This is a genomic window from Aeromicrobium tamlense (assembly GCF_013408555.1).
In the GTDB taxonomy this organism is placed as follows: domain Bacteria; phylum Actinomycetota; class Actinomycetes; order Propionibacteriales; family Nocardioidaceae; genus Aeromicrobium; species Aeromicrobium tamlense.
This window is the reverse complement of record NZ_JACBZN010000001.1, coordinates 1,472,558-1,495,268: the sequence shown is the minus strand read 5'-3', so window position 1 is coordinate 1,495,268 and position 22,711 is coordinate 1,472,558. Positions and strand designations below refer to the sequence as shown.

Sequence of the window (22,711 nt, the reverse complement as noted above, 5' to 3'; positions counted from 1 at the left end):
CGTCCTGTGTGGTCAGCGTGTGATCAGAGGAGAGAAGCTTGGCCACTCGAGGCCGACGTCAGTCAGGCTCCACCGGGGCCGGTTCCCGCAACCAGCGGCGCGGACGCGCCGCCGGGAACGAGGGCATCATCCCCGTGCTCGCGCGCGCCGTGCGTGAGGTCGAGGCGGGCGTCCAGCGCGGACGCGCGACGCAGTCGAACCGGACCAAGTTCCAGACCGTCGCCCTGCTGGCGCGCGAGGAGCGCACCCGCATCAAGACCGACGCGAGCATGAGCGAGCCCCAGAGGGCCGAGCAGCTCAAGCGTCTGGACGGCATCGGCACGATCCTCGCGAAGACGGCCGCCCTCGACACCTCGCTGCTGTCCCTGCTGGCCGAGGACGCCGCGGTGTCCGACGCCGCCAAGGACCTCAAGCGGGACATGCTGGCCGCGGCCGGGATGGAGGCTCCCGAGGAGCCGGAGGAGCCGGTCGAGGAGGACCCCACCCCGGCGCCCGTGTCGCGTCAGGTGGTGCCGCAGTCGGTCATCTCGCGCCGCCTCGCCGACCCGTTCCTCGCCCCGCAGTTCGAGACCGTCGAGCGTCGCACGCCGCCGCCGCGCCGGCTGGCCGGCTGGGAGCTGATCGGACCGCTGCTCTCGTCGTTCGAGCGCGCCGCCAGCGGCGCCCCTGCGTGCATGGATCTGCCGGAGCCCATCGACGTCCCCGTCCCCGAGGGCATGGAGCTGATGCGCCACCAGGCCGAGCTCGTCGCCGCGGCAGCGGACGGACACCGGACCTTCCTGCTGGCCGACGAGCCCGGACTCGGCAAGACCGCCCAGTCGCTGCTGGCCGCGCAGGCCGCGAACGCCTACCCGCTGCTCGTCGTCGTGCCGAACGTCGTGAAGGCCAACTGGGCGCGCGAGGCGAACATCTGGACCCCGCGGCACGCGGCCACCGTGATCCACGGCGACGGCGACACGATCGACGGCTTCGCGGACATCGTCATCGTCAACTACGAGGTGCTCGACCGCCACGTCGGCTGGCTGGGCGACCTGGGCTTCCGCGGCATGGTCCTCGACGAGGCGCACTTCATCAAGAACAAGTCGTCGCAGCGCTCGCAGCACGTCCTGCAGCTCTCCGAGCGGATCCGCGCCCGCACCCCGCGACCCCTGCTGATGGCCCTGACCGGCACGCCGCTGATCAACGACATCGAGGACTTCCGCGCCATCTGGCAGTACCTGGGCTGGATCGACGAGAAGAAGCCCCGTCCCGAGCTGATGCACGCGCTCGAGGAGACCGGCCTGACGCCGCTCGACCCCGGCTTCTTCCCGGCCGCGCGCTCCCGCGTCATCGACATGGGCATCGTGCGGCGCCGCAAGGTCGACGTCGCCGCCGACATCCCGGCCCGCCGCATCGCCGACCTGCGGGTCGAGCTGGACGACGAGGCCGGACGCTCGATCCGGGCGGCCGAGGCCGAGCTCGTCCGGCGGCTCGTCTCGCGGTACGAGCGCGCCATCGAGGCCCGCGACGAGAGGACCGACGGGATCGACCACGACCTCGTGCGCCGGATCGCCGCGTCGGAGCGCGAGGACTCCTCGAAGTCCGAGGAGAACGTCTTCACGATGATGCGGCGGATCGGTCAGGCGAAGGCGAGCCTCGCGGCGGACTACACGGCCCAGCTGGCGCACAGCGTCGGCAAGGTCGTCTTCTTCGCCAAGCACGTCGACGTCATGGACGTGGCCGAGCAGACCTTCGAGCAGCGCGGCCTGCGCTACTCGTCGATCCGCGGCAACCAGACGCCCTCGGCGCGCCAGAAGAGCATCGACGCCTTCGTCAACGACCCCGACGTCTCCGTGGTGGTCTGCTCGCTGTCGGCCGCCGGCGTGGGCGTCAACCTGCAGGTCGCCTCCGACATGGTCCTCGCGGAGCTGTCGTGGACCGACGCGGAGCAGACGCAGGCGATCGACCGCGTCCACCGCATCGGCCAGGACGAGCCCGTCACCGCGTGGCGCATCGTCGCGTCGCGCACGATCGACACCAAGATCGTCGAGCTCATCGACAGCAAGGCCGGCCTCGCCGCCCGCGCGCTCGACGGCTCCGACGAGGAGATCGCCGACTCGGCCGACCTGCAGCTCGAGACCCTCGTGGCGTTGCTCACCGATGCGCTGACGCCCGCCTGAATCATCCGAGCGGGGTGAGTTCCTCGTCCCGGCGCCGCGCCTAGCGTGACCGACAGGACCACCGAGAGGAACGACATCATGAGTGATCGACGGCCGTACGAGGGCTCGGCGAAGCAGGCGTGGACGTGGGGGATCGTCGGGTTCGGGGCGGTGATGCTGTTGAGCATCGGTGTCGTCCAGCTCATCCAAGGCTTCTCGGCGATCGCCGAGGACAAGGTCTTCGTCGTCGGCGCCGAGTACGCCTTCGCGTTCGACCTGACGACGTGGGGCTGGATCCAGGTCGTGCTGGGCGTGCTGGCCCTGGCCGTCGGTGCGGGGTTGCTCGGCAGCCGGAACTGGGCGCGCATCGGCGCGGTCATCATCGCGTCGATCGGCATCGTCGCCCAGTTCGCCTTCATGCCTTACTACCCGCTGTGGTCGATCGTGCTGATCGCCTTCAACGTCGCGGTGATCTGGGCCGTATCGACCCAGAGCGACCACGGCGAGTGATCGCCCCGCCGCCGATTGCGTCCGGGGCACGTGGGTACTCCACCGAGCAACCGATCGCTCAGGAGGCGACATGGCGGACATCACGGTGGACTCGCGACTCTTCGGACTCAAGGACGTCGACCTGCACGTCGACGACCACGGCGGTGAGGGACGGCCGGTCGTGCTGATCCACGGCTGGCCGCTGTCGGGGGAGTCGTGGAGCGAGCAGATCGGTGCCCTGACGGACGCGGGCCTGCGCGTGATCACCTACGACCGCCGCGGATTCGGCCGCAGCGACAAGCCCCGCACCGGATACGACTACGACTCGCTCGCCGACGACCTCGCCAGCCTGCTCGAGGCGCTCGACCTGCGGGACGTGTCCCTCGTCGGCTTCTCGATGGGTGGCGGCGAGGTCGCGCGCTACGTCGCCCGCCACGGCGAGGAGCGACTGCGCAGCGTCGTCTTCGCCGCCGCGGTGCCGCCGATGATGATGAAGGGGCCGAACAACCCGCAGGGCCCGCTGGAACCGTCCGAGGCGGCCGAGATGAGCGCCCAGCTGACGGCCGACCGCGGGACGTTCTTCGACGGGTTCGTGGACCAGTTCTTCGCGGCGAACGGCGAGGGCCCCGTACTGGTGACGCAGGCGCAGCGGCAGGACGCGCTGCGCCTGACGGCCATGGCCGACCAGCTGGCCGCGCTCGAGGCGATGCAGTCCTTCGGTCTCTCGGACTTCCGCGAGGACTTGAAGCTGATCACCGTCCCGACTCTCGTGCTGCACGGCGACGCCGACGGGATCGTGCCCTTCGAGGGCTCCGGACGTCGCACGCACGAGGCCGTGGCCCACAGCGAGCTGGTCCTCGTCCCCGGCGCGCCCCACGGCCTCAACGTCTCGCACGCCGACGAGTTCAATCGAGCCCTGGTGGACTTCCTGACTCGGTAGGTTCTGAGGATCGCCATCACGAAGAGGGGACGGCCATGACCTCCACGCAGGACTTCCAGGACTACCGCAGCCGCGACGCCGTCGGGCTCGCCGAGATGGTGCGGGCGGGGGAGATCAAGCGCGAGGAGCTGCTCGGGCTGGCGCGCGCCCGCGCGGCCGAGGTCAACCCGCGGCTGAACGCGATCGTGCGGGACGTCGAGCCTCCGCAGGCGTCGGGCCCCGAGCCGGAGGGCGGCCGGCCGTTCGACGGCGTGCCGTTCCTGCTCAAGGACCTCCACCAGGACCTCGCCGGCGTCCCGACCAGTGGCGGCAGCCGGTCGCTGCGTGACGTGCCTGCGGCCGAGACCGCCGAGGTCGTGAAGCGTTGGATCGACTCCGGACTGGTCGTCTTCGGCAAGACGAACAGCCCGGAGTTCGGAGCGAAGGGCATCACCGAGCCGCACGTCTTCGGTCCCACGCGCAATCCGTGGAACACCGACCACACGCCCGGTGGCTCGTCCGGCGGCAGCGCGGCCGCGGTCGCCGCGGGCATCGTCCCCTGCGCGGCCGCGAGCGACGGCGGCGGCTCGATCCGCATCCCCGCCTCGGCGTGCGGACTCTTCGGCCTGAAGGTGAGCCGCGGCGTGATTCCGTTCGGCCCCAGCCACGGCGAGCCCTTGGGTGGCACCGCCACCGACGGCGTCGTCTCGCGCAGCGTGCGCGACACGGCGGCCATGCTCGACGTGCTCTCCGGCTCGACGAGCGTGTCGGCCTACCTGCCCGGCGGGCTGCCGGGCGAGGGCTTCGCCGCCGCGCTCGCCGAGGAGCCGCGGCGCCTGCGCATCGGCATGTCGTGGCAGAGCTCGATCAACCCCGACCCGCACCCGGAGGCCCGCGCCGCGGTCCAGCACGCGGCCGCGCTCCTGACCGAGCTGGGACACGAGGTCGTCGAGGTCCCGGTGCCCGTCGACGACGCGCGCCTGGCGCAGGACTTCCTGACCTCGTGGTTCGTCCACTGCGCCGTCTCCGTCGCCGAGGCGCGCGAGCTGTCGGGTCTCGGCGAGGACGCCTTCGAGCCCGACACGCGCGTCATGGCCGCGCTCGGCCGGGCCACCAGCGCCACCGACTACGTGCGCGCCGTCGAGGGGCGCCACGAGCACGTCCGTCGTCTCGCCGCGTTCCACGAGGAGTACGACCTGCTGCTCACGCCGACCACCGCCACGCCGCCGCCGCGGATCGGCGCCTTCGACCTGCCGGCCCGTATCGAGCGGCTGCAGCGGGTGCTGCTGAAGGCGCGCGCGGGGTCGATCCTGCGGTTCACGCCGATCGTCGACCAGCTGATCAGCGAGAACCTCGGCTGGGTGCCCTACACGCAGCTGGCGAACCTCACCGGTCGTCCCGCGACCAGTGTGCCGCTGCACTGGACGCCTGACGGACTGCCGATCGGCGCGCAGTTCGTCGGCCCGCTCGGCAGCGACGCGCTCCTTCTTCAGCTCGCCGGGCAGCTCGAACGCGCGGCGCCCTGGTGGGACCGGGTGCCTCAGGGTGTCTGAGCCGCCTGCTGGCCGACCCGGATGGCCAGGAGCGCGGGATCGGTGTCGGTCGCGAGCAGGCGCAGGGTCGTGGCGCAGCCGCCGACGGCGATGACGATGGAGCTGATCCGCCAGATCGCCGGCTCCTGCACGCCGCCGACCTGCGCGAAGAGCCCCATCAGCGCCGGGAGCAGGAACGCCAGGTGGAACGTGCTGACATCCATGGCGCCTTTCCCGAAGACCGGACATCGCCAGTCTGCCGTCGGACGTGGGTCACGCGGCGCGACGGGGGTCGACGATGTCGGTCTCGATGATGATCGGAGGGCAGGGCAGATAGCGCTCGATCCGTCGGACGGGCGCGTCGAGGTAGCGGTCGGCGAGGTGACCGTGACTCTTCATGTTGTGGTGACGGCGGCAGAGGCATCGCAGGTTCGACGCGGACGTCGCTCCGCCACTGTCGTAGGCCTCGGCATGGTCGAGATCGGTCTCGAACACCGGTGCCCGGCAGCCGGCGACCCGGCAGGTTCCGTCCCTCCACCGCAGTGCCCGGCGCAGGGACTCGGGTGGTCGATAGCTGAGGACCGTGGTGTCGAGCACCTCGCCGACGGGGTCGAGGACGAGGCGCCTCAGGATCGTGTGCTCGGACTGCGCGAGCTCGCGGACCCACTCGGCGCCGACGGGCTCGCCGTCGTGGGTGAGGCCCGGCCCCTCGGTGAGGCCGATGAGGTCGGTGGCGGCGATGCTGATGGCGATCTCGGCGCGGATGTCGCTGGTGGTGCCGGTGCACGAGGTGAGCCAGTCGGCGACGAGGTCGGCCTGCTTCTGGTCGCGCGTGCGCGCGTCGCGAGCGCCGGTCTCGGGATCGACCGACGGGACCGCCCGGGCGGCCTTGCGGAGCCGCTCGCCGATCGCGATGGCCAGGCCGGTCGGCAGCAGGGCGTTGAGCCAGCTGGTGCCGTCACTCTGGTGGGTGATGGAGACCCGGCGCTGCTGGAGCGCCTCCGCCGTCTCGGTGGCGACCTGCTCGGGCTCGAGCCGGGCGCGGAGGCGGCGCAGCCAGGCGCGCAGCTCGGTGATCGTGTGGGTGGCGGCGTACTCGGGTGCGGTCTGCTCGAGCATCGCCAGCGCCTCCGGCGTGCGGAGCCGCTCGGCGGTGTCGGCGATCGCGGACACTCGCACCCCGTCGATGTCGCCGACGCGGAAGGAGCTCCACACGCGAGGGGCCCTCTCCTTGAGGGTGGCGGCCTCGTGGACCATCGCCCACACCGTCTGCTCGGTGACGTGCAGGCCCTGGGCGATCTCGAGGACGACCTCGCGGCGGGCGAGGTCCTTCGACAGCGGGATCTCGTCGGAGCGGTCGATCTCGGCGACCCGGCGCGCGTGGTGCGCGACGACCCAGTCCCACTCCTCGTGCTCGGCCACGGCGCGGGCGCGACGCACGAGGTCGCACACGTCAGCCACGCTCCCCGAAGTCATGCACCCAACCTAGTGGGCGGCACTGACAGAAACGCGCGACTCGTCAGGGGACGCCCTCGCCGCATTCCTCGTCGCTCTCGCTGCGGCCGCAGAGGCGGAAGGTCCAGTCGAGCTCTGTCTCGAAGGCCTCGCCGTCGAAGGTGTACTCCACCCGCGCCTTGCGGACGGTGGCACCGCCTTCACCGGTCGTGAGAACGACCATGAGCTCGGTGAACGGCGCGTCCGGCTCGGAGCTCGAGGGGCACTCGCGTGCCACGGCGGCCCCGACCGCCGGCTCGACCCGGACGCCCGTGGCGTGACCGGCCTCCTTCTCGGGAACGCCGGTCGCGCTGTAGATCGGGACCGCGCCGCCCTCGTGCGCGGCGCCCGTCACGCGGCGGACGACGAAGCGGGAGTCGAGGACTCCCTGCGCATCGATCAGCTCGGCCCCGGTGATGACGGCCTGGCCCGGACGGGTGAGGCACGTCGTGAAGCCACCCGAGTGGGCGGTCCAGGCCCCGGTTCCCTTCGGCGCGTACACGCCGAAGGCGCTGGGGCCACTCCCGAACGAGACGGGATCGAGATCCGGCGACCTGCGCTCGAGCGCGATCAGCAAGGCCGCGACCGTCGCAAGAGCTGCCGACAGTCCGAGCAGACGCCGCATCCCGAGACCCCTGAAGCTCACCAGCGAAGGCTGTCACGCCCGTGCCGTCACTGGATGGAAACCCGGGAATTCACCCGAAGCGTGGTCTCGTGCGATCTGACTACAGCGCACTAGAGTCAGCGACGAGAGCGCAGCGCGACACCACGCGCGGGACCAGGCCCGAGCTCACGGGGAACGGCCCTCCCACCGCCCGCCAGGGCAGCACGAACCCATGCCGTCGAGAGGCATCCCCATGTCCGAACCCCCCACCGTCGTCCTCGTCCACGGACTCTGGATGACGCCGCGCAGCTGGAGTCACTGGAAGACCTACTACGAGTCGCAGGGCCTGACCGTCCTGACGCCCGCCTATCCCGGCTTCGAGATCGAGGTGGAGGCGCTCCGCGAGAAACCGCAGGTCATCGCCGACCTGACCGTGCCGGAGACTGTGGACCATCTGGCCTCGGTGATCGAGGCACTCGACGAGCCGCCGATCATCATGGGTCACTCCTTCGGCGGGACGCTCACGCAGCTCCTGCTGGCGCGGGGCCTCGGCGCCGCCGGCGTCGTCATCGACTCCGCGCCGACCGAGGGGGTCCGCGTGAGCCCGATCTCGCAGGCGCGGTCGTTGCTGCCCGCGCTGAAGAGCCCCGCGAACATCCGCCGGGCCGTAAGCTTCACGCCCAAGGAGTTCCACTACGCGTTCACGAACACGCTCACGGCCGAGGAGTCGCGCGCGGTGTGGGACCGGTTCCACATCCCGGCGCCGGGGCGGTGGATCTGGGAGTACGGCCTGTTCGCGAACTTCAAGCCCGGCCACCAGGAGACGTGGGTGGACTACGCGGCCGACCGTGCGCCGCTGCTGTTCATCGCGGGGCAGCGCGACCACATCATGCCTCCCTCGGTGAACCGCTCCAACGCCAAGCACTACCGGAAGTCGCCGGCCCTCACCGAGTACGTGGAGCTGCCCGGACGCGACCACTGGACGTGCGCCGCACCCGGGTGGGAGGAGGTCGCGGACCGCGCCCTGGAGTGGGCGAGGGCGCACGCCGTCGCCCGCCCGGGGAGCGAGGATCCGAGTGCCGGAACCTGACTTCACGGCACGCGAGTCAGGCGTACTGTGCGGGTATGCCCATCAAGCTCGGGGGTGCACTGGCGTCGCGCGGCGAGGAGCCCATCGGCGCCTACTGCCCGATCGAGCGCGCGATGGCGGCGCTGCGCACGCGCTCGGCGATGCTCGTCCTGCGCGAGGCGTTCTACGGCGCCACGCGGTTCGACCAGTTCGCCGCGCGTGCCGGACTGACCGACGCCACCACGGCCGCGCAGCTGCGTGAGCTGACAGCTGTCGGGATCCTCGAGAAGCATCCGTACCGTGAGCCCGGCAGCCGTCTGCGTCACGCCTACGTGCTGACCGAGGCGGGCGCCGACCTGCTCCCCGCCGTGTTCGCGTTGCTGCAGTGGGGCAACCGGCACGACCCGCCGCCCTACCCGCCCGAGCTCAGCCACGACGGCTGCGGCGAGCCCGTCGAGATCGCCGTGAGGTGCGCGGCCGGGCACGCGGTCGGTGTCGACGACCTCCGCGTCACGGCGGCCGGCCCGTTCGGCCTCGGCGACCCGCGTGACCCCGACCCGTCCCGGAGGACCCGTGGCTGAGTTCGTGCCCGCCGTCGGCAACATCCTGAGCCTCATCGAGCGGAGGGACTGGACGCGGCTGGAGCGGAGCCTCTCGCCCGAGGTGCACTGGACCACCGCGGTCGAGGAGCACCTCTACGGCCCGGCCGAGGTCATCGCGTGCCTGCGCGGCGACCCCGTGCCCGGTCCGCCGGCTTACCACGACGTCGACGAGCGCGGCCTGCTCACGCGGTGGGTCGACAAGATGGGCTGACTTCCTCGGCGACGAGGACTATCTTGCGAGACATGGAGCCCGGGGAACTCCACGTCGTCCGGCACGGGGAGGGCCGCCCGGCGGTGGTGCTGCACGGTGCGGGAGTCGACCACCGCGAGGCCGAGGCCTGCTTCGACCCGATCCTCGAGGCTGCGGGCCTGCGCCGGATCTACCCGGACCTGCCGGGGATGGGTCGGTCGCCGGCTGCGGATGAGCTGCACTCGTCCGACGACGTCCTGCACCTCATGATCCGGTTCGTCCTGGCCGAGGTCGGACCCGAGCCGTTCCTCCTGGTCGGTCACTCGTGGGGCGCCTACCTGGCCCAGGCGATGGCGGCCCGGCTGTGGGAGCAGGTGGCCGGGCTCGCCCTCGTCTGCCCGGTGCTCCCCGACGAGCAGGACGTCCCCGAGCACCGGCCCGTCGTGAGGTCGAACGGGATCGGCGACCACGTGTTCCGGGGCTACTTCGTGGTGCAGACGCCCGAGATGTACGAGCGCTACGAGCGGTACGTGGCACCGGCCGCCGACCTCGTGGACGAGGAGGCGATGGAGCGCATGGGCGAGAACTGGGGTCTCTCCCTCGCGGCCAAGCCCTACCCGGGGCCGACGCTCGTCGTCGCGGGGCGGCGCGACTCGACCGTGGGATACGCCGCGGCGGCCGACCTGCTGCACGTCCACCCGCGCGCGACGGTCGCGGTGGTGGACGAGGCCGGTCACGCGCTGCCGCACGAGGAGCCCGAGGTGCTGGGCGCCCTGATCCGGCAGTGGCTGGTCCGGGTGGAGCGCGCAAGGGTGTCGGGCTGAGCCCTAGTCGGGACGGAGTCGGTCGACCGCGGCCGCCACGTGACGCGACCGGGCTTCGGCGCTGCGTGCCTTGAGCAGTGGCAGCACCAGGTCGTACTGCTCGGTGCGACCGAGCCGGTCGAAGACGGTCGCGGCCCCGGGGACCTCGGCGAGTGCCGCTCGGAGGTCGGGCGGGACCTCGCCCGCGGACTGGGGCGCGTAGGCGGAGGCCCACCGGCCATCAGCGCGGGCTGCCTCGAGCGACGCGAGCCCGCCTGGCCGCATCTCGCCGGAGCCCGTCGATCCAGCCGTGGCACAGTGCGCCGTCGAGGGCGTCGCCGATCGTGATGAGCGGCAGGTCGGCGTGCTTGCGTCGGATGCGCAGCCAGGCCTCCGTCGCGGTGTCGTGATGCTCCTCGCGCCACGTGTCCCACGCCTGCCCGTCGGCGAACTCCAGCACGTCCATCGCCACATCGTCGCACCGGCGGGGTGCCGCGTTGTGTGCACCTATACCCTGTAGGTGACGAACTACAGGAAGTAGATGGATGGACGCCCGCACCCCGCTCACGGCCGAGTCGCTCACCGCGACGGCTGCCGGCCTCGCCGACGAGCTCGGCCTCGACCAGGTCACCGTCTCGGAGGTCGCCCGGCGCGTCGGTGTGAAGCCGGCCAGCGTGTACTTCCACCTCCGCGGCACCGACGACCTGCGAGGTCGGGTCAGCACGCTCGCCCTGGCCGAGCTCGCGGACCGGCTCGGGCTCGCTCTCGCCGGTCGCGCCGATCGTGACGCGCTGGGCGCCCTCGTCGACACGATCCGCACGTACGCGAACGAGCACCCGGGCCGATGGGAGGCCACGCAGGTCCGCATCACCGCCCCGGACGCCGAGGCCCCGGGTGGTCGCGTGGCCGCGCTGATGCTGGCGGTCGTGCGCGGCTACGACCTCCCCGAGGCGGAGCTGACCCATGCCGTCCGCCTGATCGGCAGCACGATCAACGGCTTCGTCCGCCTGCACGTGAACGGCGGCTTCGACCGCTCCGAGCCCGACCCGGAGGCGTCGTGGCTCCGCATGACCCAGGCGCTCGACAGCGCCCTGACCCACTGGCCCACCGACGAGGACACCACCCGATGACCGACCCCGACCTGCACGACGTCCCCCTGACCGGCGAGCTGTTCCGCGGGGTGGTCGAGCTCGAGCACACCGCGACCGGCGTCCAGCCACACCGGCTGCCGGCGTGGGCACGGCGTCAGCTGCCCGACCCACAGCTGCTCATGGCCGAGGCCCAGCCGTCCGGTGTCCGCCTCGTCATGCGGACGACCGCGTCGACGATCGAGCTGACCGCCCGTCCGACGCGCGTCGGCTACGTCGGAGCGCCCGCACGCCCCGCGGGGGTGTACGAGCTCGTCGTCGACGGCGAGCCGTTCGGGCGTGCCTCGGTCGACGGCGGAGACCTGCTCATGATCGACATGACCACCGGTGGTCGCGAGGTCACGCGCGGCGAGCCGGGCACGATCACGTTCGGCGACCTCCCGGCGCGATCCAAGACGCTCGAGCTCTGGCTGCCCCACAACGAGCTCACCGAGCTGGTCTCGCTGCGCGCGGACGCCGCGGTGGAGCCCGTCGGCGCGTCCGGCCGTCGCGTCTGGCTGCACCACGGGAGCTCGATCAGCCACGGCTCCAACGCGCTGACGCCGACCGGCACGTGGCCGGCGATCGCCGCGGCGTCGGTAGGCGTGGACCTGGTGAACCTCGGCTTCAGCGGCAGCGCCCTGCTCGATCCGGCCACCGCGCGCACGATGCGCGACCTGCCGGCCGACGTGATCAGCGTGAAGATCGGGATCAATCTCGTGAATGCCGACCTGATGCGCGTCCGGGGATTCGTCGCGGCGGTGCACGGGTTCCTCGACACGATCCGCGAGGGCCACCCGCACACCCCGCTGCTGGTGGTCTCGCCGATCCTCTGTCCGATCCACGAGGACACGCCCGGTCCGGGCCTCCCTGACCCGTCCACGTTGGGCACGGACGCCGTGCGCTTCATGGCCACGGGGGACCCGGCCGACGTCGCGATAGGGAGGCTGACGCTTCGGGTCATCCGCGAGCAGCTGCGCCAGATCGTCGAGGCCCGCCGCGTGGACGACCCGCACCTGTACCTGCTCGACGGGCCCAGCCTCTACGGCGAGGCTGACGCCGAGGCGCACCCGCTGCCCGACGCGCTGCACCCGAGCGCCGAGACTCACCGGCTCATGGGCGAGCGCTTCGCGAGGCTCGCGCTGGCGCCGGGCGGTCCGCTGGGCTGAACCGTCCCATCGCGGCACCGCCGAGCGCTAGCGTCGCGGTGTGAACGAGGAGATCGTCGAGCTGCTGGTGCGTCTGACGTGTGGGGAGGCCGCGGAGCCGCCGGTGCGCGGAACGGTCGCGCTCCATGGCGAGCGCTTCCGGGTCTGGAAGCACGGGGAGCGTCGTCGGGTGGAGTCGGCCGACGGCGAGCTGCGCTCGATCCGTGAGCCGGAGCGGAGCCTGGACTTCCCCGTGGGCGGAGGCGTTCCGGTGGAGAGCGGTCCCGGCGTGTTCGACCACGACGAGGAGGACGAGCCGTGGGTGCTGATCCGCCGGCCGGAGCTGGGCGAGCTGGACCTGCGCGAACGACGGCTCGACGGAACCGTGGTCCGGGGTCAGCGCTTCGGCCGGGAGACCGCGACCTTCACGCTCCCGGACCCGGAGGACGAGGAGCTCGGTCTCACGTACGTCCTCGACGTCACGACCGGCATGCCGCTCGAGATCGTCGAGGACGGCGAGGAGATCCTGCGCTGGCACGAGCTCGAGGTGGTCGACGCGATCGATCCGCAGCTCCTGAGGTGGGACGGCGAGGTCACGGAGAGCGGGTGGTTCGCCTACGTCGGCGTGGCTGTCGGGCCCGACGGGGAGGTGGTGTCCGACGGGCCCGTCCCCGATTCGCTGCGGCGTCACCTGCGCGAGAGCGCTCGCCGTGGGTCGGAGGTTCGGGACTCGCTCGCCGTGAACGGCCTTGTGGCGGAGGTGTCGTTCGAATTCGAGGACGTCGACGTCGTGGCAGACACGATCTGGATCGGCCTCGCGCCGCGCGCTCGCGTCTCCGTACAGGGCGCCGCGTCCCCGGACGACCTCGACTTCGAGGGGACGACCTGGATGACCGCGGATGGCTGGACGTGGACGATCCACGCCGAGGGGGTCGACGACCCCGGCCTCGAGAGCACCGTCCGCGAGCGGATCACCCGATGGCGGGAGCGTCAGACCCCATGAGAGCCGTGGTCCAGGACCGCTACGGCGGGCCTGAGGTGCTGCGCGTCGAGGACGTGCCCGTGCCGTCGCCGGCCGCGGGGCAGGTCCTGGTCCGGGTAGCGGCGACGGCGCTGAACCTCAGCGACTGGGAGTGCCTGACCGGGTCACCGCTCTATGCGCGGATCGGCGGTCTGCGCGCGCCCGCGCGACCGACGCTCGGCTCGGACATCGCGGGGGTCGTGGAGAGCGTGGGAGAGGGTGTCACCCGCTTCCGCCCGGGAGATCGGGTGTTCGGCGACAACCTCGCGCTCAAGGGCGGGTTCGCCGAGCTCGCACTCGCACCGGAGTCCGCGCTGGCGCCGCTGCCGCAGGGACTCGGCTTCGTGGAGGCCTCGACGATCCCGCAGGCCGGCGCGATCGCGCTCCAGGGGATGGCGAGGGTGCGGCCGGGCGCCCGCGTCCTGATCAACGGAGCAGGTGGCGGCTCGGGCACCTTCGCGATCCAGTTGGCGAAGCAGCGAGGCGCCCACGTCACCGCCGTCGACCATGCCTCGAAGCTCGACCACATGCGCTCGCTCGGCGCCGACGAGGTGATCGACTACGAGCGCGAGGACTTCACCCGCGGGCAGCCGAACGACCTCGTGCTCGACCTCTTCGCGCACCGCTCCGTCTTCGCGTACCGCCGTTCGGTCACGCGCGGAGGCACCTACCGCTGCGTCGGCGGCTCGGTCGGCACCCTGCTGCGGGTGCTCACGGCGGGATCGGTCCTCGGTCTTGCGACGGGTCGCTCCCTCGGCGTGCTCGTCGTGAAGGAGGGCCCGGAGCACTTCCTGCCGCTCGCGGACCTCGTCACCGCCGGCGACGTGCGGGTGCACGTGGACCGCACGTTCACGCTCGACGAGGTGCCCGAGGCGCTCGCGCACGTCGGCGCGGGTCGCGCCCTCGGCAAGGTCGTCGTCACGCCGTAGGGCGGGGTGAACGCACGAAGGGCGAGTCACCATCGGTGACTCGCCCTTCGACGGGGTGCTGCGGGATCAGACCCGGCGGACCTTGTAGGAGCCGGTCCAGATCTTGACCTTCTCGACGCTCTTGCCCGGACGGGGGGAGTGCCAGATCTTGCCGTCACCGGCGTAGATGCCGATGTGGTAGACGCCCGACCCGTTGTAGAAGCCGATCAGGTCGCCCTTGCGCTTGTCGCCCTTGGAGACCTTCTTGCCCTTCTTCATCTGGGCACCAGCGACGCGCGGCATGCTCTTCTTGACGGACTTCTTCACGGCGTACTTGACGAGGCCGGAGCAGTCGAAGCCGGACGGGCTCGAGCCGCCCCAGCGGTACGGGGTGCCCTTCTGCTTCGCGGCGGCGTTCATGATCTTCTTGCCGCGGATGATCGCGCGCTTGCGCTTGATCGCCTTCTTGCGCGCGATGACGTACTTCTTGCGCTTGAGCGCTTTCTTCTTCTTGAGGATGCGCTGCTTGCGGAGCTCGGCCGCGGTGGGCGAGCTGGTGGAGGAGGCGACCGCGGAGGTCGCGGCGGCGGAGGTGGTCACCGGGGCCGCCTGGGCGGCGGGAGCGGCGATGGACAGGACGGACGCGGCCATGGTGGCAGCGAGCACTCGTGCGACGTGTCGCATATGGGGGATCTCCTTCAACGCCTTCGAGGAGAGACCTGTCGGGCTGGCAGTGAAGGTGTGCCCCACCGTGCGGTGGTGAGCCCCAAGTCGCGCGCTGGGCGCGACGCCGTGCTGGTTTCCCCGGCTCGCCGATTGAGATGCGTTGACTGGTCCCGTGAGCCTCGGCGAGTTCAGCGCGCTCACGACCTGGCCCGTTGGGGCCTCAGGGAGACTAGGCAGGCTTCTGGCGCGAACCCCAACCGGAGGGTTTCGGACGGAACGCGGAGTTACTCGACGTGCGACCTGCCGTTCCAGGGAAAAGCGCGAGAGACGAAGATTGACCGACGTGACGCATCTCACGCGGGCCTCGCCTCGCTAGGCTCACCAGTCACACCGAACGAAGGATGCAGACATGGTGACCCTGGCTCCGGCCGCCGCCGGCAATTGGCGCGACATCACCCGAGTGAAGGCCGCGGAGACCCAGCGCGAGTGGGTCGCCGACGCCGCGTACTACCTGTGCCTCTCGGCGTACGACGGGCTCTGGCGCTCGTACGCGGTCCAGGACGACGACGGCGCCGTGGTCGGCCACGTGATGTGGGCCGTGGACACCGACGACGGCAGTCACTGGATCGGCGGCCTCGTCATCGACGCCGAGCGCCAGGGGCAGGGTCTCGGTCGCGCCACCGTGCGGGCGCTGCTCGACCTGTGGGAGCGCGAGGAGCCGTCGCTGTCGGGCACGGCGTACCGCGAAGCCGCGCTCTCGGTCGCTCCGGATAACGAGGGCGCGCTGGGGCTCTACCGCTCGCTCGGCTTCGTCGAGACCGGGGAGCAGGAGGACGACGAGGTCGTGCTGCGGCGCCCGCGTTCCTGAGGCCTGTTCCCGGGCGCGCGGCGGGCGTACCGTGAGAGCGTGTCCGCGTCGCTGGCAGAGCGTGTGATCCGCAGGGTGGGCGAGAGCCCGGTGGCGGAGGCGATCGGGAACGCCCAGCAGCGGGTCTACGGGCCGTTGCTCGACTGGGCACGACGCAGTCCGCTCCACACCGACGCGTTCGGGCACTCGGTGCACCCGCCGCTGACCGACGTCACCCTCGGCTGCTGGCTCAGCGCCACGATCCTCGACGTCGTCGGGGGCGAGAGCGCACGTCGCAGCGCCACGGTGCTCACCGCTGCGGGCCTGGCGGCCTCGGTGCCGACCGCCCTCGCGGGCGCGGGGGACTGGACCGAGCTGGCCGGCCCGGAGCGCCGCATCGGCGCGGCGCACTCGGCCGCCACGGACGTGGCCACCTTCCTCTTCCTCGGCTCCCTCGTCGCGCGGCTGCGTGGGCATGACGGGGCCGGAGCACGGTTCGCCCTCGCGGGGAACCTCGTGGCGGCGGGGGCCGGGTTCCTCGGCGGCCACCTCGCGCTCAGCCGAGGCACCGCCGACCGCGGCGCCTAGGACGGCGCCGGTCTCACGCGCCGGTGATGAGTTCCGGCGCTCCCTCCCGTCATACCTGTGACAGGACATGACGAGACGGAAGAGGATGACCATGAGTGTGGACACGCGAGTGGGGGAGCGGAGCGACATGACCGAGGTCGACGAGCCGACGTTCTCCGCGATGGTCGAACGGCACCGGCGAGAGCTGCACGTGCACTGCTACCGGATGCTCGGCTCGTTCGAGGACGCCGAGGACGCCGTGCAGGAGACGTTCCTGCGGGCGTGGCGACGGCGTGAGACCTACGAGGGGCGCTCCACGTTCCGCGCGTGGCTGTACCGGATCGCGACGAACGCGGCGCTCGACCTGATCGCGAAGCGGCGCCCCGAGCCCGCGACCGGTGGTGAGGTGCTGTGGCTGCAGCCGTACCCGGACCGGCTGCTCGACGAGCTGCGCGCGGACGAGTCCGAGGAGCCCGAGACGGCCGCGGTCGCCCGCGAGACGATCGAGCTCGCGTACATCGTCGCGCTCCAGCACCTGGCGCCGCGCCCGCGAGCCGCGCTGGTCCTGCGCGACGTGATCGGCTGGCCGGCGAAGGACGTCGCCGAGCTGCTGGGCGACTCGGTGAACTCCGTGAACAGCGCGCTCCAGCGGGCTCGCGCGGGGATGCGCGAGCACCTCCCCGCCGAGCGGCAGGACTGGACCGGCGGCGCCGACGACGCGCAGACACGCGAGGTCGTGCGCCGCTACAGCGAGGCCTGCCTCGCCACCGACATCGACGCGATCGCCAAGATGCTGCGCGACGACGTGCGGTGCTCCATGCCGCCGACGCCCGGTGTGCAGATCGGTCGCGACGCGGTCGTCGCCGACTGGACCGCGGGCGGGTTCCCGGAGATGCGAGGCCTGCGGATCGTGCCGACCTCGGTCAACCGGCAGCCCGCCATCGGCGCCTACCTCTGGCGCGAGGCCGACAAGGCGTACCTGCCGCTGACCGTCGACGTGCTGCGTGTCGAGGACGGGCAGATCGCCGAGATCGTCACCTTCCATGACGACCAGTTCCCGCGGCTGGGGCTGCCCGAGCGCCTGGAGGAGTCGTGAGCCGCGCGGCGGTGGCGCAGGCCGTGCGCCCGCGGCTGGGCCGGGTCGCCCTCACCGGGATCGTCGCGACGGTCGTGGCGGCGGCCGTCACCACGGCCGGCGGCGCGCTCGCGAAGGCGGCGGGCGTCGACTTCGAGATCCCCGACGGTGGCGAGTCCATCCCGGTCGCCGGGTTCACGTCGGTGACGACCATGCTCTCGCTGGCCGGAGTCGCGATGGCGCTCGGGCTGGCTCGCTGGAGCCCTCGGCCGGCGGCGTGGTTCGTACGGGTCGCGGTGACGCTCACGGCGGTCTCGCTGGTGCCGCCGCTGGTGGTGGGCGCGAGCGCTGCGACGGCGCTGGCGCTGATCGCGCTCCACCTCGTCGCGGCGGCCGTGATGATCCCCGCGCTGGCGAGGGCACTGCGCTAGTCGAGGTGCACGGCCAGCCAGTCCACGACGGACGGCAGGACGAGGTCCAGGCGCCGCAGCATACCGTCGTGGTCGAGTCCCGGCACGGCCTCGTACGGGATGCCGCGTGCGTCCAGATCGCTGCGGAGCTCGGCAGGGGAGAGGAACGACGCCACCAGGGCGTCCTCCTCTCCCCACCACGTGCGGAGGGGGCGGTCGAGGTCGGCCAGCGCGTTCCGCGGAAGCGCGGCGACGTCGTCCCAGAAGGCCTCGGCCGCCACGGGGTCGTAGGTCGCGAGGACCTCGGCCCAGGCATCGGGATCGTGCCGTGCCGCCTCGTTGCGGGCGCGCGCCCGGTCACCCATGCCGGCGAGGTCGGCGGTGAGAGGGAAGCCACCGCACGCCACGGCGACGACGCGCGGGCTGCTCAGCGCCAGTCGCACGGCCATGACCCCGTTCATCGAGTAGCCGAACGCGGTGTACGAGTCGACGTCCAGATGGTCGAGGACCTGCTCGATGTCGGCGACGAAGCCGCTCATCGCGTAGCCGCCGGGCCGCTCGCTGGGACCGAAGCCTCGCGGCGACACGATCACTACGCGGAAGCGGTCGGTCAGGGGAGAGAGGTCGACGGCGGTCCAGTCGACGTTGAGCCGCGGCACGACCACGGCGGGTCCCTCACCGGACGACGTCCACCAGATTCCCTCGGGCACGTGGCCAGACTAGGCCGAGGCGATGTCGTCCAGCGCCGCGAAGTCGGCAGCGTCGAACCCGCCCTCGTCGAGGACGTCGCTCAGCGAGATCGAGTCGAGCTCGGCGACGATCGCGTCGGCCACGCGTCGCTCCAGCGCGACGAGCACGCCCTGGATGCTGCTCCCGACGGGGCAGGCCGGGTTGGGACCGTGGATGCCGAGCACCGGGTCCTCGCCCTGCAGGGCGCTCCAGACCTGGGCCAGCGTGACCGCGGCGGGGTCGACGGCCAGCTCCCAGCCGCCGTGCGCGCCGGGCCGCGACGCCGTGAGACCGGCCTCGCGCAGGGGGCCGAGCACCTTGCGCACGTGGACGGGGTTCACCGCCGTGCTGCCGGCGAGCTCCTCGGAGCCGACGGGGGTGGTGCGACCCGCCGCAGCACTGGCGGCGAGGTACGTGAGGACGTGCACTGCCACCGCGAACTGGGTGTTGGTCGAACGGGCCACGACCCCATCTTGCCATATCGCCACCATGATGACTACAGTTGCGAACGAATCGCCATCATCGTGACTACAGATCAGGAATGCTCATGACCATCGCCGTCACCGGTGCCTCCGGCCAGCTCGGCCGCCTCGTCGCCGACCAGCTCCTCGCCACCGTCGATCCCTCCGAGGTCGTGCTGCTCACGCGCGACCCCTCCAAGCTCGCCACCTACGCCGAGCGCGGCGCGATCGTCCGCGAGGCCGACTTCGGCCTGCCCGACGCCCTCGTCGAGGCGCTCGCCGGCGTCGACCGGATGCTGCTGATCTCGACCGACATCGTGGGCGCCCGCCTCGACGGCCACCTGGCCGCGATCGACGCCGCCTCCCGTGCGGGTGTCAGCCACGTCGCCTACACGTCGATCCCGGAGCCGACGCCCGACAACCCGTCCGGCGTCGTGCCCGACCACGCCGCCACCGAGGACGCGCTGCGCGCCAGCGGCCTCGCGTGGACGATGCTGCGCAACAACCTCTACGCCGAGATGCAGGTCGACACGATCCGCCAGGCGGCCGCCAGCGGCCAGCTGTTCGTGAACACGGGCGACGGCGGCGCCGCCTACGTCACGCGCGCCGACTGTGCCGCGGTGGCCGCGGCCGTGCTGACTGGCGACGGCCACGAGGGCGAGGTCTACGACGTGACCGGTCCCGCCGCGATCACCGCGGACGACTTCGCCGCGCTCGCCGAGCAGCTCGCCGGCCGGCCGATCGAGGTGCTCAACGTCGACGACGAGGCCTACCGGGGCGGACTCGTCGCCGCAGGCGTCCCCGAGGAGTTCGCGCCGTTGCTCGTCTCCTTCGGCACGTCGATCCGCCTGGGCAAGCTGGCCCGGGTGACCGACGTCGTCGAGCGCGTCGGCGGCAGCACGCCCACGCCGTTGGCCGACCTCGTGGGCGCCCAGGGCTGAATCCCGCGGACAGCGCGCGCATCCTGCGAAGATGGCCGGATGCGCGCGCTCGTCCTCGATTCCGCCCGGTCCCGTCCCGAGGTCCGCGACGTCCCCGAGCCCTCGGCGCCCGACGGCGGGGTCGTGGTGCGGGTCGTCGCGACCGGCCTGTGCCGCAGCGACTGGCACGCGTGGGCGGGGCACGACGACGGCGTCGCCTTCCCGCATGTGCCGGGCCACGAGCTGGCCGGGGAGATCGTCGAGCTCGGCCCCGACGTGCGCGACTGGCAGGTCGGCGACCGCGTCACCGTCCCGTTCGTCGCGGGCTGCGGCACGTGCGAATGGTGCCTCGCAGGCGACGCGCAGGTGTGCCCCGACCAGGAGCAGCCCGGCTTCACCTATGGGGGCTCGTTCGCCGAGCGGGTGGTCGTCCACGCCGCCGACACGAACCTCGTGCGCATCCCCGACTCGGTCGACTTCGCCACCGCGGCAAGTCTGGGTTGCCGGTTCGCCACCGCGTACCGGGCACTCGTCGGCCGGTCCCGCGTCGCCGAGGGCGAGTGGGTCACCGTGGTCGGCGCCGGGGGAGTCGGCCTGAGCTCGGTCATGATCGCCCGCGCGCTCGGCGCCCGGGTCATCGCGGTCGACCGGAACTCCGAGGCGCTCGCCGTCGCGACCGACCTCGGCGCCGAGCACACCCTCTTGGCCGACGGCCGCGACATTCCCTCCGCGGTCGCCGAGCTGACCGGAGACGGCAGCCACGTCGCGGTCGACGCCGTCGGCAGCGAGCAGACCTGCGCCGATGCGATCCTCAGCCTGCGCCGACGTGGTCGTCTCGCCCAGGTGGGACTCCTACCCGCCATCGAGGGGCACCCGCGCGTGCCGATGGAGCGCGTCATCGGCTGGGAGCTCGACCTCCTCGGCAGCCACGGCATGGCCGCTGCCGACTATCCGGGGATGATGGCCCTCATCGAGCAGGGCGCCCTCCAGCCCCAGCGACTCATCGAGCGCACCATCGGCCTCGAGGAGGCCGCCGAGCTGCTGCCGGTCTTCGACCGCGCGACGCTCGCCGGGATGACGATCATCGATCCGACGCGCTGAGGGCCCGCAGCCGCCCGTCGACCATGCGGTGGGCGCTGGTCAGGCGCGGCAGGATCCGCTGGTCGTGCGTCACCAGGATCGTCGCGGTGTGGTTCTCCTCGGTCAGCCGAAGCAGCAGGTCGACGATCTGGCCGCCGCGCTCCTGGTCCAGGGCGCTGGTCGGCTCGTCGACGATGAGGACCGACGGACGGTGCATCAGCGCGCGGGCGATGTTCACGCGCTGGCGCTGCCCGCCGGAGAGCTGGGCGGGCCGCTTGTCCCGGTCGCCCGCGAGGCCGACCGCGTCCAGCAGCTCGGCGGCGCGCTCGCGGGTGGCGTGTCGCTCGGCGCGTCGCTTCGGATCGGTCGTCAGCTCGTTCATCACGAGCAGCTGCTCGTAGGCCGTCAGCGAGCCGAGCAGGTTCGACTGCTGGAAGACCAGGCCGATCTTCGTGCGCCGCAGCTCGGCCTTCTCGGTCAGGCTGAGGTCGGTGGTCTCGACGCCGTCGATGGTCACGGTGCCCCGGTCGGGGGTGATCAGGGTGGACGCGACGGCCAGCAGGCTGGACTTCCCGGAGCCGGAGGGACCGGTGACACCGGCCGTGCTTCCGGCCTCGACGCGCAGGCTCGCGTCGTCGATCGCGGTCACGCGCGAGGCGCCGTCGGGGAAGGTCAGGGTGACGTGGGACAGGTCGATCATCGGTTGCTCCCCAGGGCGTTGAGGGGGTCGGTGCGGGTGATGGAGCGGGTGGCGAGTCCGGCGCCGGCGAGTCCGAGCGCGGTCATGATCAGGCCGGGCAGCAGGGTCGTCAGCGGGCTGAGGACGAAGGGCAACGCACTGCCGGCCACGGCGCCGAGCGCGGCGGTCACCGCGATGCCGGCGCTCACGCCGAGGAGCAGCACCACCGCCGCCTGCCCGAGGGCGTCTCGGGTGAGCATGCGGTTCGTCGCGCCGAGCGCCTTGAGCACGGCCACGTCGGGCTGACGCTGGATGCTCCACACGGTGAAGAACGCGCCGACGACCAGCGCCGAGATCCCGAACAGCATCCCCACCATGAGCAGCAGCGAGCCGATCTCGGACCGGAACGACCCGAGCGCGGTCAGCGAGGACAGCACGCCCTCGGAGGTGGTGCCGGCCACCGCGTCGGCTGCCGCGAAGTCGGTGTCCGACGCGGACACGGCCAGCACGGTGGCGAAGGGCGCGGGCTCGCCGGGTCGGGCGCCGACGTCCTGCCAGTCGCTCAGGTCGAGTCGCACGACCGGCAGGTGGGAGTACCAGGTGATGTCCGGCTCGGTGGTGACGACGAACGACTTCGCGCCGATGCGCACGTGGTCGCCCTTCTCGACCTCGAGCTCCTGCGCGGTCTCGGTGCTCATCGTCACGTGACCGGGGGCGGGAGCCTGCACGGCCGACGCGCCCTGCGCGACGCCGAACGCGGTGACCGTCTCGTGCCGATCGCCCGCGGACACCCGTGTCGTGCTGATGCCCGACGGGTCGACGGCGGTCACGCCGTCGCGGCGCTCCCACGCGTCGGCCTGGTCGCGCGTGATCGCGGAGTCGGCGTAGGACGGCGACTGCGCATCCTCCGCCGAGAACACGATCCGGTCGGCCTGGAGCGAGGTGATGGCCGAGACGTTCTGCTGGGCCAGTCCTCCGGTGAGGCCGGCCAGGAAGGTGACGAGAATCGTGATGAGCGTGACGACGGTGGCGATGAGGGCGAAGCGCCCCTTGGCCACTCTCAGATCGCGCCAGGCGACGAACATGGGCGGGTCCTCCGGGCTGGGTCGGGCATGGGTCCTGATGACCTCGTGCACTGTCTCCACGGTGTCTCGGTTTCGGGGCCGAGCCATCGTGCGCGGGAACGCTTTGCCGGACCCGAAGGATGGACGGGAACTCCACCTTTCGTACGAC

28 protein-coding genes are annotated in these 22,711 nt (G+C 72.0%); 18 read left to right on the top strand and 10 right to left on the bottom strand.

Going from position 1 to position 22,711, the window contains the following annotated elements; genetic code table 11:
• Window positions 1–38 precede the first annotated feature (38 nt).
• The 4 genes from BJ975_RS07525 to BJ975_RS07510 all read left to right on the top strand — a co-directional run bounded on the left by BJ975_RS07525 (window position 39) and on the right by BJ975_RS07510 (window position 5,099).
• Window positions 39–2,159 (top strand): DEAD/DEAH box helicase, encoded by a 2,121-nt coding sequence (locus BJ975_RS07525; protein WP_179424545.1) that lies wholly within the window; start codon window positions 39–41, stop codon window positions 2,157–2,159.
• Between the two features lie 78 nt (window positions 2,160–2,237).
• A complete protein-coding gene (locus BJ975_RS07520) occupies window positions 2,238–2,648 on the top strand; it encodes a DUF7144 family membrane protein (RefSeq protein ID WP_179424544.1) in 411 nt (136 codons plus the stop codon).
• Window positions 2,649–2,718: 70 nt separating this feature from the next.
• Window positions 2,719–3,567: an alpha/beta fold hydrolase gene (locus BJ975_RS07515; RefSeq protein WP_179424543.1), complete on the top strand. Its 849-nt coding sequence runs from the start codon at window positions 2,719–2,721 to the stop codon at window positions 3,565–3,567.
• 35 nt (window positions 3,568–3,602) lie between these two features.
• Window positions 3,603–5,099, top strand: a complete 1,497-nt coding sequence (locus BJ975_RS07510) for an amidase (RefSeq protein ID WP_179424542.1) — start codon at window positions 3,603–3,605, stop codon at window positions 5,097–5,099.
• Here BJ975_RS07510 and BJ975_RS07505 read toward each other — a convergent pair.
• The 3 genes from BJ975_RS07505 to BJ975_RS07495 are packed head-to-tail and all read right to left on the bottom strand — an operon-like array spanning window position 5,087 to window position 7,218.
• On the bottom strand, window positions 5,087–5,302 hold the full coding sequence (locus tag BJ975_RS07505) for a hypothetical protein (RefSeq protein WP_179424541.1): 216 nt from the start codon (window positions 5,300–5,302) through the stop codon (window positions 5,087–5,089). The two genes, BJ975_RS07510 and BJ975_RS07505, sit on opposite strands and share 13 nt — an antisense overlap.
• 49 nt (window positions 5,303–5,351) lie before the next feature.
• Complete coding sequence (locus tag BJ975_RS07500; RefSeq protein ID WP_179424540.1) at window positions 5,352–6,554, bottom strand: HNH endonuclease signature motif containing protein; 1,203 nt, start codon at window positions 6,552–6,554, stop codon at window positions 5,352–5,354.
• Window positions 6,555–6,597: 43 nt separating this feature from the next.
• Window positions 6,598–7,218: a hypothetical protein gene (locus BJ975_RS07495; protein ID WP_179424539.1), complete on the bottom strand. Its 621-nt coding sequence runs from the start codon at window positions 7,216–7,218 to the stop codon at window positions 6,598–6,600.
• 211 nt (window positions 7,219–7,429) lie between these two features.
• On the opposite strand from BJ975_RS07495, the gene BJ975_RS07490 reads away from it, so the two are divergent.
• The 4 genes from BJ975_RS07490 to BJ975_RS07475 are packed head-to-tail and all read left to right on the top strand — an operon-like array spanning window position 7,430 to window position 9,861.
• Window positions 7,430–8,266, top strand: coding sequence for an alpha/beta hydrolase (locus BJ975_RS07490; protein WP_179424538.1), 837 nt, complete (start codon window positions 7,430–7,432; stop codon window positions 8,264–8,266).
• Window positions 8,267–8,301: 35 nt separating this feature from the next.
• The gene (locus tag BJ975_RS07485; protein WP_179424537.1) at window positions 8,302–8,826 is read left to right on the top strand and encodes a winged helix-turn-helix transcriptional regulator; all 525 of its coding nucleotides are present in this window, start codon (window positions 8,302–8,304) and stop codon (window positions 8,824–8,826) included.
• Complete coding sequence (locus tag BJ975_RS07480) at window positions 8,819–9,058, top strand: hypothetical protein (protein ID WP_179424536.1); 240 nt, start codon at window positions 8,819–8,821, stop codon at window positions 9,056–9,058. The genes BJ975_RS07485 and BJ975_RS07480 overlap by 8 nt, the downstream gene beginning before the upstream one ends.
• A gap of 32 nt (window positions 9,059–9,090) precedes the next feature.
• Complete coding sequence (locus BJ975_RS07475; RefSeq protein ID WP_179424535.1) at window positions 9,091–9,861, top strand: alpha/beta fold hydrolase; 771 nt, start codon at window positions 9,091–9,093, stop codon at window positions 9,859–9,861.
• Window positions 9,862–9,864: 3 nt separating this feature from the next.
• Here BJ975_RS07475 and BJ975_RS16535 read toward each other — a convergent pair whose 3' ends face one another.
• Together BJ975_RS16535 and BJ975_RS16530 are read right to left on the bottom strand one after the other, a co-directional pair.
• Complete coding sequence (locus tag BJ975_RS16535; protein ID WP_218845759.1) at window positions 9,865–10,125, bottom strand: YdeI/OmpD-associated family protein; 261 nt, start codon at window positions 10,123–10,125, stop codon at window positions 9,865–9,867.
• The gene (locus BJ975_RS16530; RefSeq protein ID WP_218845758.1) at window positions 10,082–10,306 is read right to left on the bottom strand and encodes a YdeI/OmpD-associated family protein; all 225 of its coding nucleotides are present in this window, start codon (window positions 10,304–10,306) and stop codon (window positions 10,082–10,084) included. The genes BJ975_RS16535 and BJ975_RS16530 overlap by 44 nt, the downstream gene beginning before the upstream one ends.
• Window positions 10,307–10,385: 79 nt before the next feature.
• On the opposite strand from BJ975_RS16530, the gene BJ975_RS07465 reads away from it, so the two are divergent.
• Genes BJ975_RS07465 through BJ975_RS07450 form a run of 4 tightly spaced genes read left to right on the top strand, consistent with a single transcriptional unit; the run spans window position 10,386 to window position 14,065 of the window.
• Complete coding sequence (locus BJ975_RS07465; protein WP_179424534.1) at window positions 10,386–10,970, top strand: TetR/AcrR family transcriptional regulator; 585 nt, start codon at window positions 10,386–10,388, stop codon at window positions 10,968–10,970.
• On the top strand, window positions 10,967–12,136 hold the full coding sequence (locus tag BJ975_RS07460; protein ID WP_179424533.1) for an SGNH/GDSL hydrolase family protein: 1,170 nt from the start codon (window positions 10,967–10,969) through the stop codon (window positions 12,134–12,136). Before BJ975_RS07465 ends, BJ975_RS07460 begins: the two co-directional genes overlap by 4 nt.
• 40 nt (window positions 12,137–12,176) lie before the next feature.
• Complete coding sequence (locus BJ975_RS07455; protein ID WP_179424532.1) at window positions 12,177–13,118, top strand: hypothetical protein; 942 nt, start codon at window positions 12,177–12,179, stop codon at window positions 13,116–13,118.
• Window positions 13,115–14,065, top strand: a complete 951-nt coding sequence (locus BJ975_RS07450; protein WP_179424531.1) for an NAD(P)-dependent alcohol dehydrogenase — start codon at window positions 13,115–13,117, stop codon at window positions 14,063–14,065. The genes BJ975_RS07455 and BJ975_RS07450 overlap by 4 nt, the downstream gene beginning before the upstream one ends.
• A gap of 66 nt (window positions 14,066–14,131) precedes the next feature.
• On the opposite strand, the gene BJ975_RS07445 is transcribed toward BJ975_RS07450, so the two are convergent.
• Window positions 14,132–14,695, bottom strand: coding sequence for a C40 family peptidase (locus BJ975_RS07445; protein WP_179424530.1), 564 nt, complete (start codon window positions 14,693–14,695; stop codon window positions 14,132–14,134).
• A 424-nt stretch (window positions 14,696–15,119) separates the two neighbouring features.
• Here BJ975_RS07445 and BJ975_RS07440 point away from each other — a divergent pair, with 424 nt between their 5' ends.
• From BJ975_RS07440 to BJ975_RS07425, 4 genes are all read left to right on the top strand, one after another.
• The gene (locus BJ975_RS07440) at window positions 15,120–15,578 is read left to right on the top strand and encodes a GNAT family N-acetyltransferase (protein ID WP_179424529.1); all 459 of its coding nucleotides are present in this window, start codon (window positions 15,120–15,122) and stop codon (window positions 15,576–15,578) included.
• 39 nt (window positions 15,579–15,617) lie between these two features.
• On the top strand, window positions 15,618–16,145 hold the full coding sequence (locus tag BJ975_RS07435; RefSeq protein ID WP_179424528.1) for a hypothetical protein: 528 nt from the start codon (window positions 15,618–15,620) through the stop codon (window positions 16,143–16,145).
• A 67-nt stretch (window positions 16,146–16,212) separates the two neighbouring features.
• A complete protein-coding gene (locus tag BJ975_RS07430) occupies window positions 16,213–17,220 on the top strand; it encodes an RNA polymerase subunit sigma-70 (protein WP_325064602.1) in 1,008 nt (335 codons plus the stop codon).
• Window positions 17,217–17,630 (top strand): DUF6069 family protein, encoded by a 414-nt coding sequence (locus BJ975_RS07425; protein ID WP_218845757.1) that lies wholly within the window; start codon window positions 17,217–17,219, stop codon window positions 17,628–17,630. The genes BJ975_RS07430 and BJ975_RS07425 overlap by 4 nt, the downstream gene beginning before the upstream one ends.
• Here the strand turns inward: BJ975_RS07425 and BJ975_RS07420 are convergent.
• Window positions 17,627–18,319 carry an alpha/beta fold hydrolase gene (locus tag BJ975_RS07420; RefSeq protein WP_179424526.1) on the bottom strand — a complete coding sequence of 231 codons (693 nt, stop codon included), beginning with the start codon at window positions 18,317–18,319 and terminating at the stop codon, window positions 17,627–17,629. The two genes, BJ975_RS07425 and BJ975_RS07420, sit on opposite strands and share 4 nt — an antisense overlap.
• A 9-nt stretch (window positions 18,320–18,328) precedes the next feature.
• The gene (locus BJ975_RS07415; protein ID WP_179424525.1) at window positions 18,329–18,802 is read right to left on the bottom strand and encodes an Rrf2 family transcriptional regulator; all 474 of its coding nucleotides are present in this window, start codon (window positions 18,800–18,802) and stop codon (window positions 18,329–18,331) included.
• 83 nt (window positions 18,803–18,885) lie between these two features.
• Between BJ975_RS07415 and BJ975_RS07410 the strand changes: the two genes are divergently transcribed.
• Entirely contained in the window at window positions 18,886–19,740 is an 855-nt protein-coding gene (locus BJ975_RS07410; RefSeq protein ID WP_179424524.1) for an SDR family oxidoreductase, read from the top strand.
• A gap of 39 nt (window positions 19,741–19,779) precedes the next feature.
• Window positions 19,780–20,820: an alcohol dehydrogenase catalytic domain-containing protein gene (locus BJ975_RS07405; protein WP_179424523.1), complete on the top strand. Its 1,041-nt coding sequence runs from the start codon at window positions 19,780–19,782 to the stop codon at window positions 20,818–20,820.
• Here the strand turns inward: BJ975_RS07405 and BJ975_RS07400 are convergent.
• Together BJ975_RS07400 and BJ975_RS07395 are read right to left on the bottom strand one after the other, a co-directional pair.
• Window positions 20,801–21,499 carry an ABC transporter ATP-binding protein gene (locus BJ975_RS07400; protein WP_179424522.1) on the bottom strand — a complete coding sequence of 233 codons (699 nt, stop codon included), beginning with the start codon at window positions 21,497–21,499 and terminating at the stop codon, window positions 20,801–20,803. The two genes, BJ975_RS07405 and BJ975_RS07400, sit on opposite strands and share 20 nt — an antisense overlap.
• A complete protein-coding gene (locus BJ975_RS07395; RefSeq protein ID WP_317628300.1) occupies window positions 21,496–22,623 on the bottom strand; it encodes an ABC transporter permease in 1,128 nt (375 codons plus the stop codon). The genes BJ975_RS07400 and BJ975_RS07395 overlap by 4 nt, the downstream gene beginning before the upstream one ends.
• Window positions 22,624–22,711: the final 88 nt, after the last annotated feature.

Excerpts from the sequence above, each read along its gene's own strand:
- BJ975_RS07520 (WP_179424544.1), top strand. The coding sequence starts at position 2,238 with ATGAGTGATCGACGGCCGTACGAGGGCTCGGCGAAGCAGGCGTGGACG.
- BJ975_RS07515 (WP_179424543.1), top strand. The coding sequence starts at position 2,719 with ATGGCGGACATCACGGTGGACTCGCGACTCTTCGGACTCAAGGACGTC.
- BJ975_RS07510 (WP_179424542.1), top strand. The coding sequence starts at position 3,603 with ATGACCTCCACGCAGGACTTCCAGGACTACCGCAGCCGCGACGCCGTC.
- BJ975_RS07505 (WP_179424541.1), bottom strand. The coding sequence starts at position 5,302 with ATGGATGTCAGCACGTTCCACCTGGCGTTCCTGCTCCCGGCGCTGATG.
- BJ975_RS07500 (WP_179424540.1), bottom strand. The coding sequence starts at position 6,554 with ATGACTTCGGGGAGCGTGGCTGACGTGTGCGACCTCGTGCGTCGCGCC.
- BJ975_RS07490 (WP_179424538.1), top strand. The coding sequence starts at position 7,430 with ATGTCCGAACCCCCCACCGTCGTCCTCGTCCACGGACTCTGGATGACG.
- BJ975_RS07485 (WP_179424537.1), top strand. The coding sequence starts at position 8,302 with ATGCCCATCAAGCTCGGGGGTGCACTGGCGTCGCGCGGCGAGGAGCCC.
- BJ975_RS07475 (WP_179424535.1), top strand. The coding sequence starts at position 9,091 with ATGGAGCCCGGGGAACTCCACGTCGTCCGGCACGGGGAGGGCCGCCCG.
- BJ975_RS16535 (WP_218845759.1), bottom strand. The coding sequence starts at position 10,125 with ATGCGGCCAGGCGGGCTCGCGTCGCTCGAGGCAGCCCGCGCTGATGGC.
- BJ975_RS16530 (WP_218845758.1), bottom strand. The coding sequence starts at position 10,306 with ATGGACGTGCTGGAGTTCGCCGACGGGCAGGCGTGGGACACGTGGCGC.
- BJ975_RS07465 (WP_179424534.1), top strand. The coding sequence starts at position 10,386 with ATGGACGCCCGCACCCCGCTCACGGCCGAGTCGCTCACCGCGACGGCT.
- BJ975_RS07460 (WP_179424533.1), top strand. The coding sequence starts at position 10,967 with ATGACCGACCCCGACCTGCACGACGTCCCCCTGACCGGCGAGCTGTTC.
- BJ975_RS07450 (WP_179424531.1), top strand. The coding sequence starts at position 13,115 with ATGAGAGCCGTGGTCCAGGACCGCTACGGCGGGCCTGAGGTGCTGCGC.
- BJ975_RS07445 (WP_179424530.1), bottom strand. The coding sequence starts at position 14,695 with ATGGCCGCGTCCGTCCTGTCCATCGCCGCTCCCGCCGCCCAGGCGGCC.
- BJ975_RS07440 (WP_179424529.1), top strand. The coding sequence starts at position 15,120 with ATGGTGACCCTGGCTCCGGCCGCCGCCGGCAATTGGCGCGACATCACC.
- BJ975_RS07430 (WP_325064602.1), top strand. The coding sequence starts at position 16,213 with ATGACGAGACGGAAGAGGATGACCATGAGTGTGGACACGCGAGTGGGG.
- BJ975_RS07410 (WP_179424524.1), top strand. The coding sequence starts at position 18,886 with ATGACCATCGCCGTCACCGGTGCCTCCGGCCAGCTCGGCCGCCTCGTC.
- BJ975_RS07405 (WP_179424523.1), top strand. The coding sequence starts at position 19,780 with ATGCGCGCGCTCGTCCTCGATTCCGCCCGGTCCCGTCCCGAGGTCCGC.
- BJ975_RS07400 (WP_179424522.1), bottom strand. The coding sequence starts at position 21,499 with ATGATCGACCTGTCCCACGTCACCCTGACCTTCCCCGACGGCGCCTCG.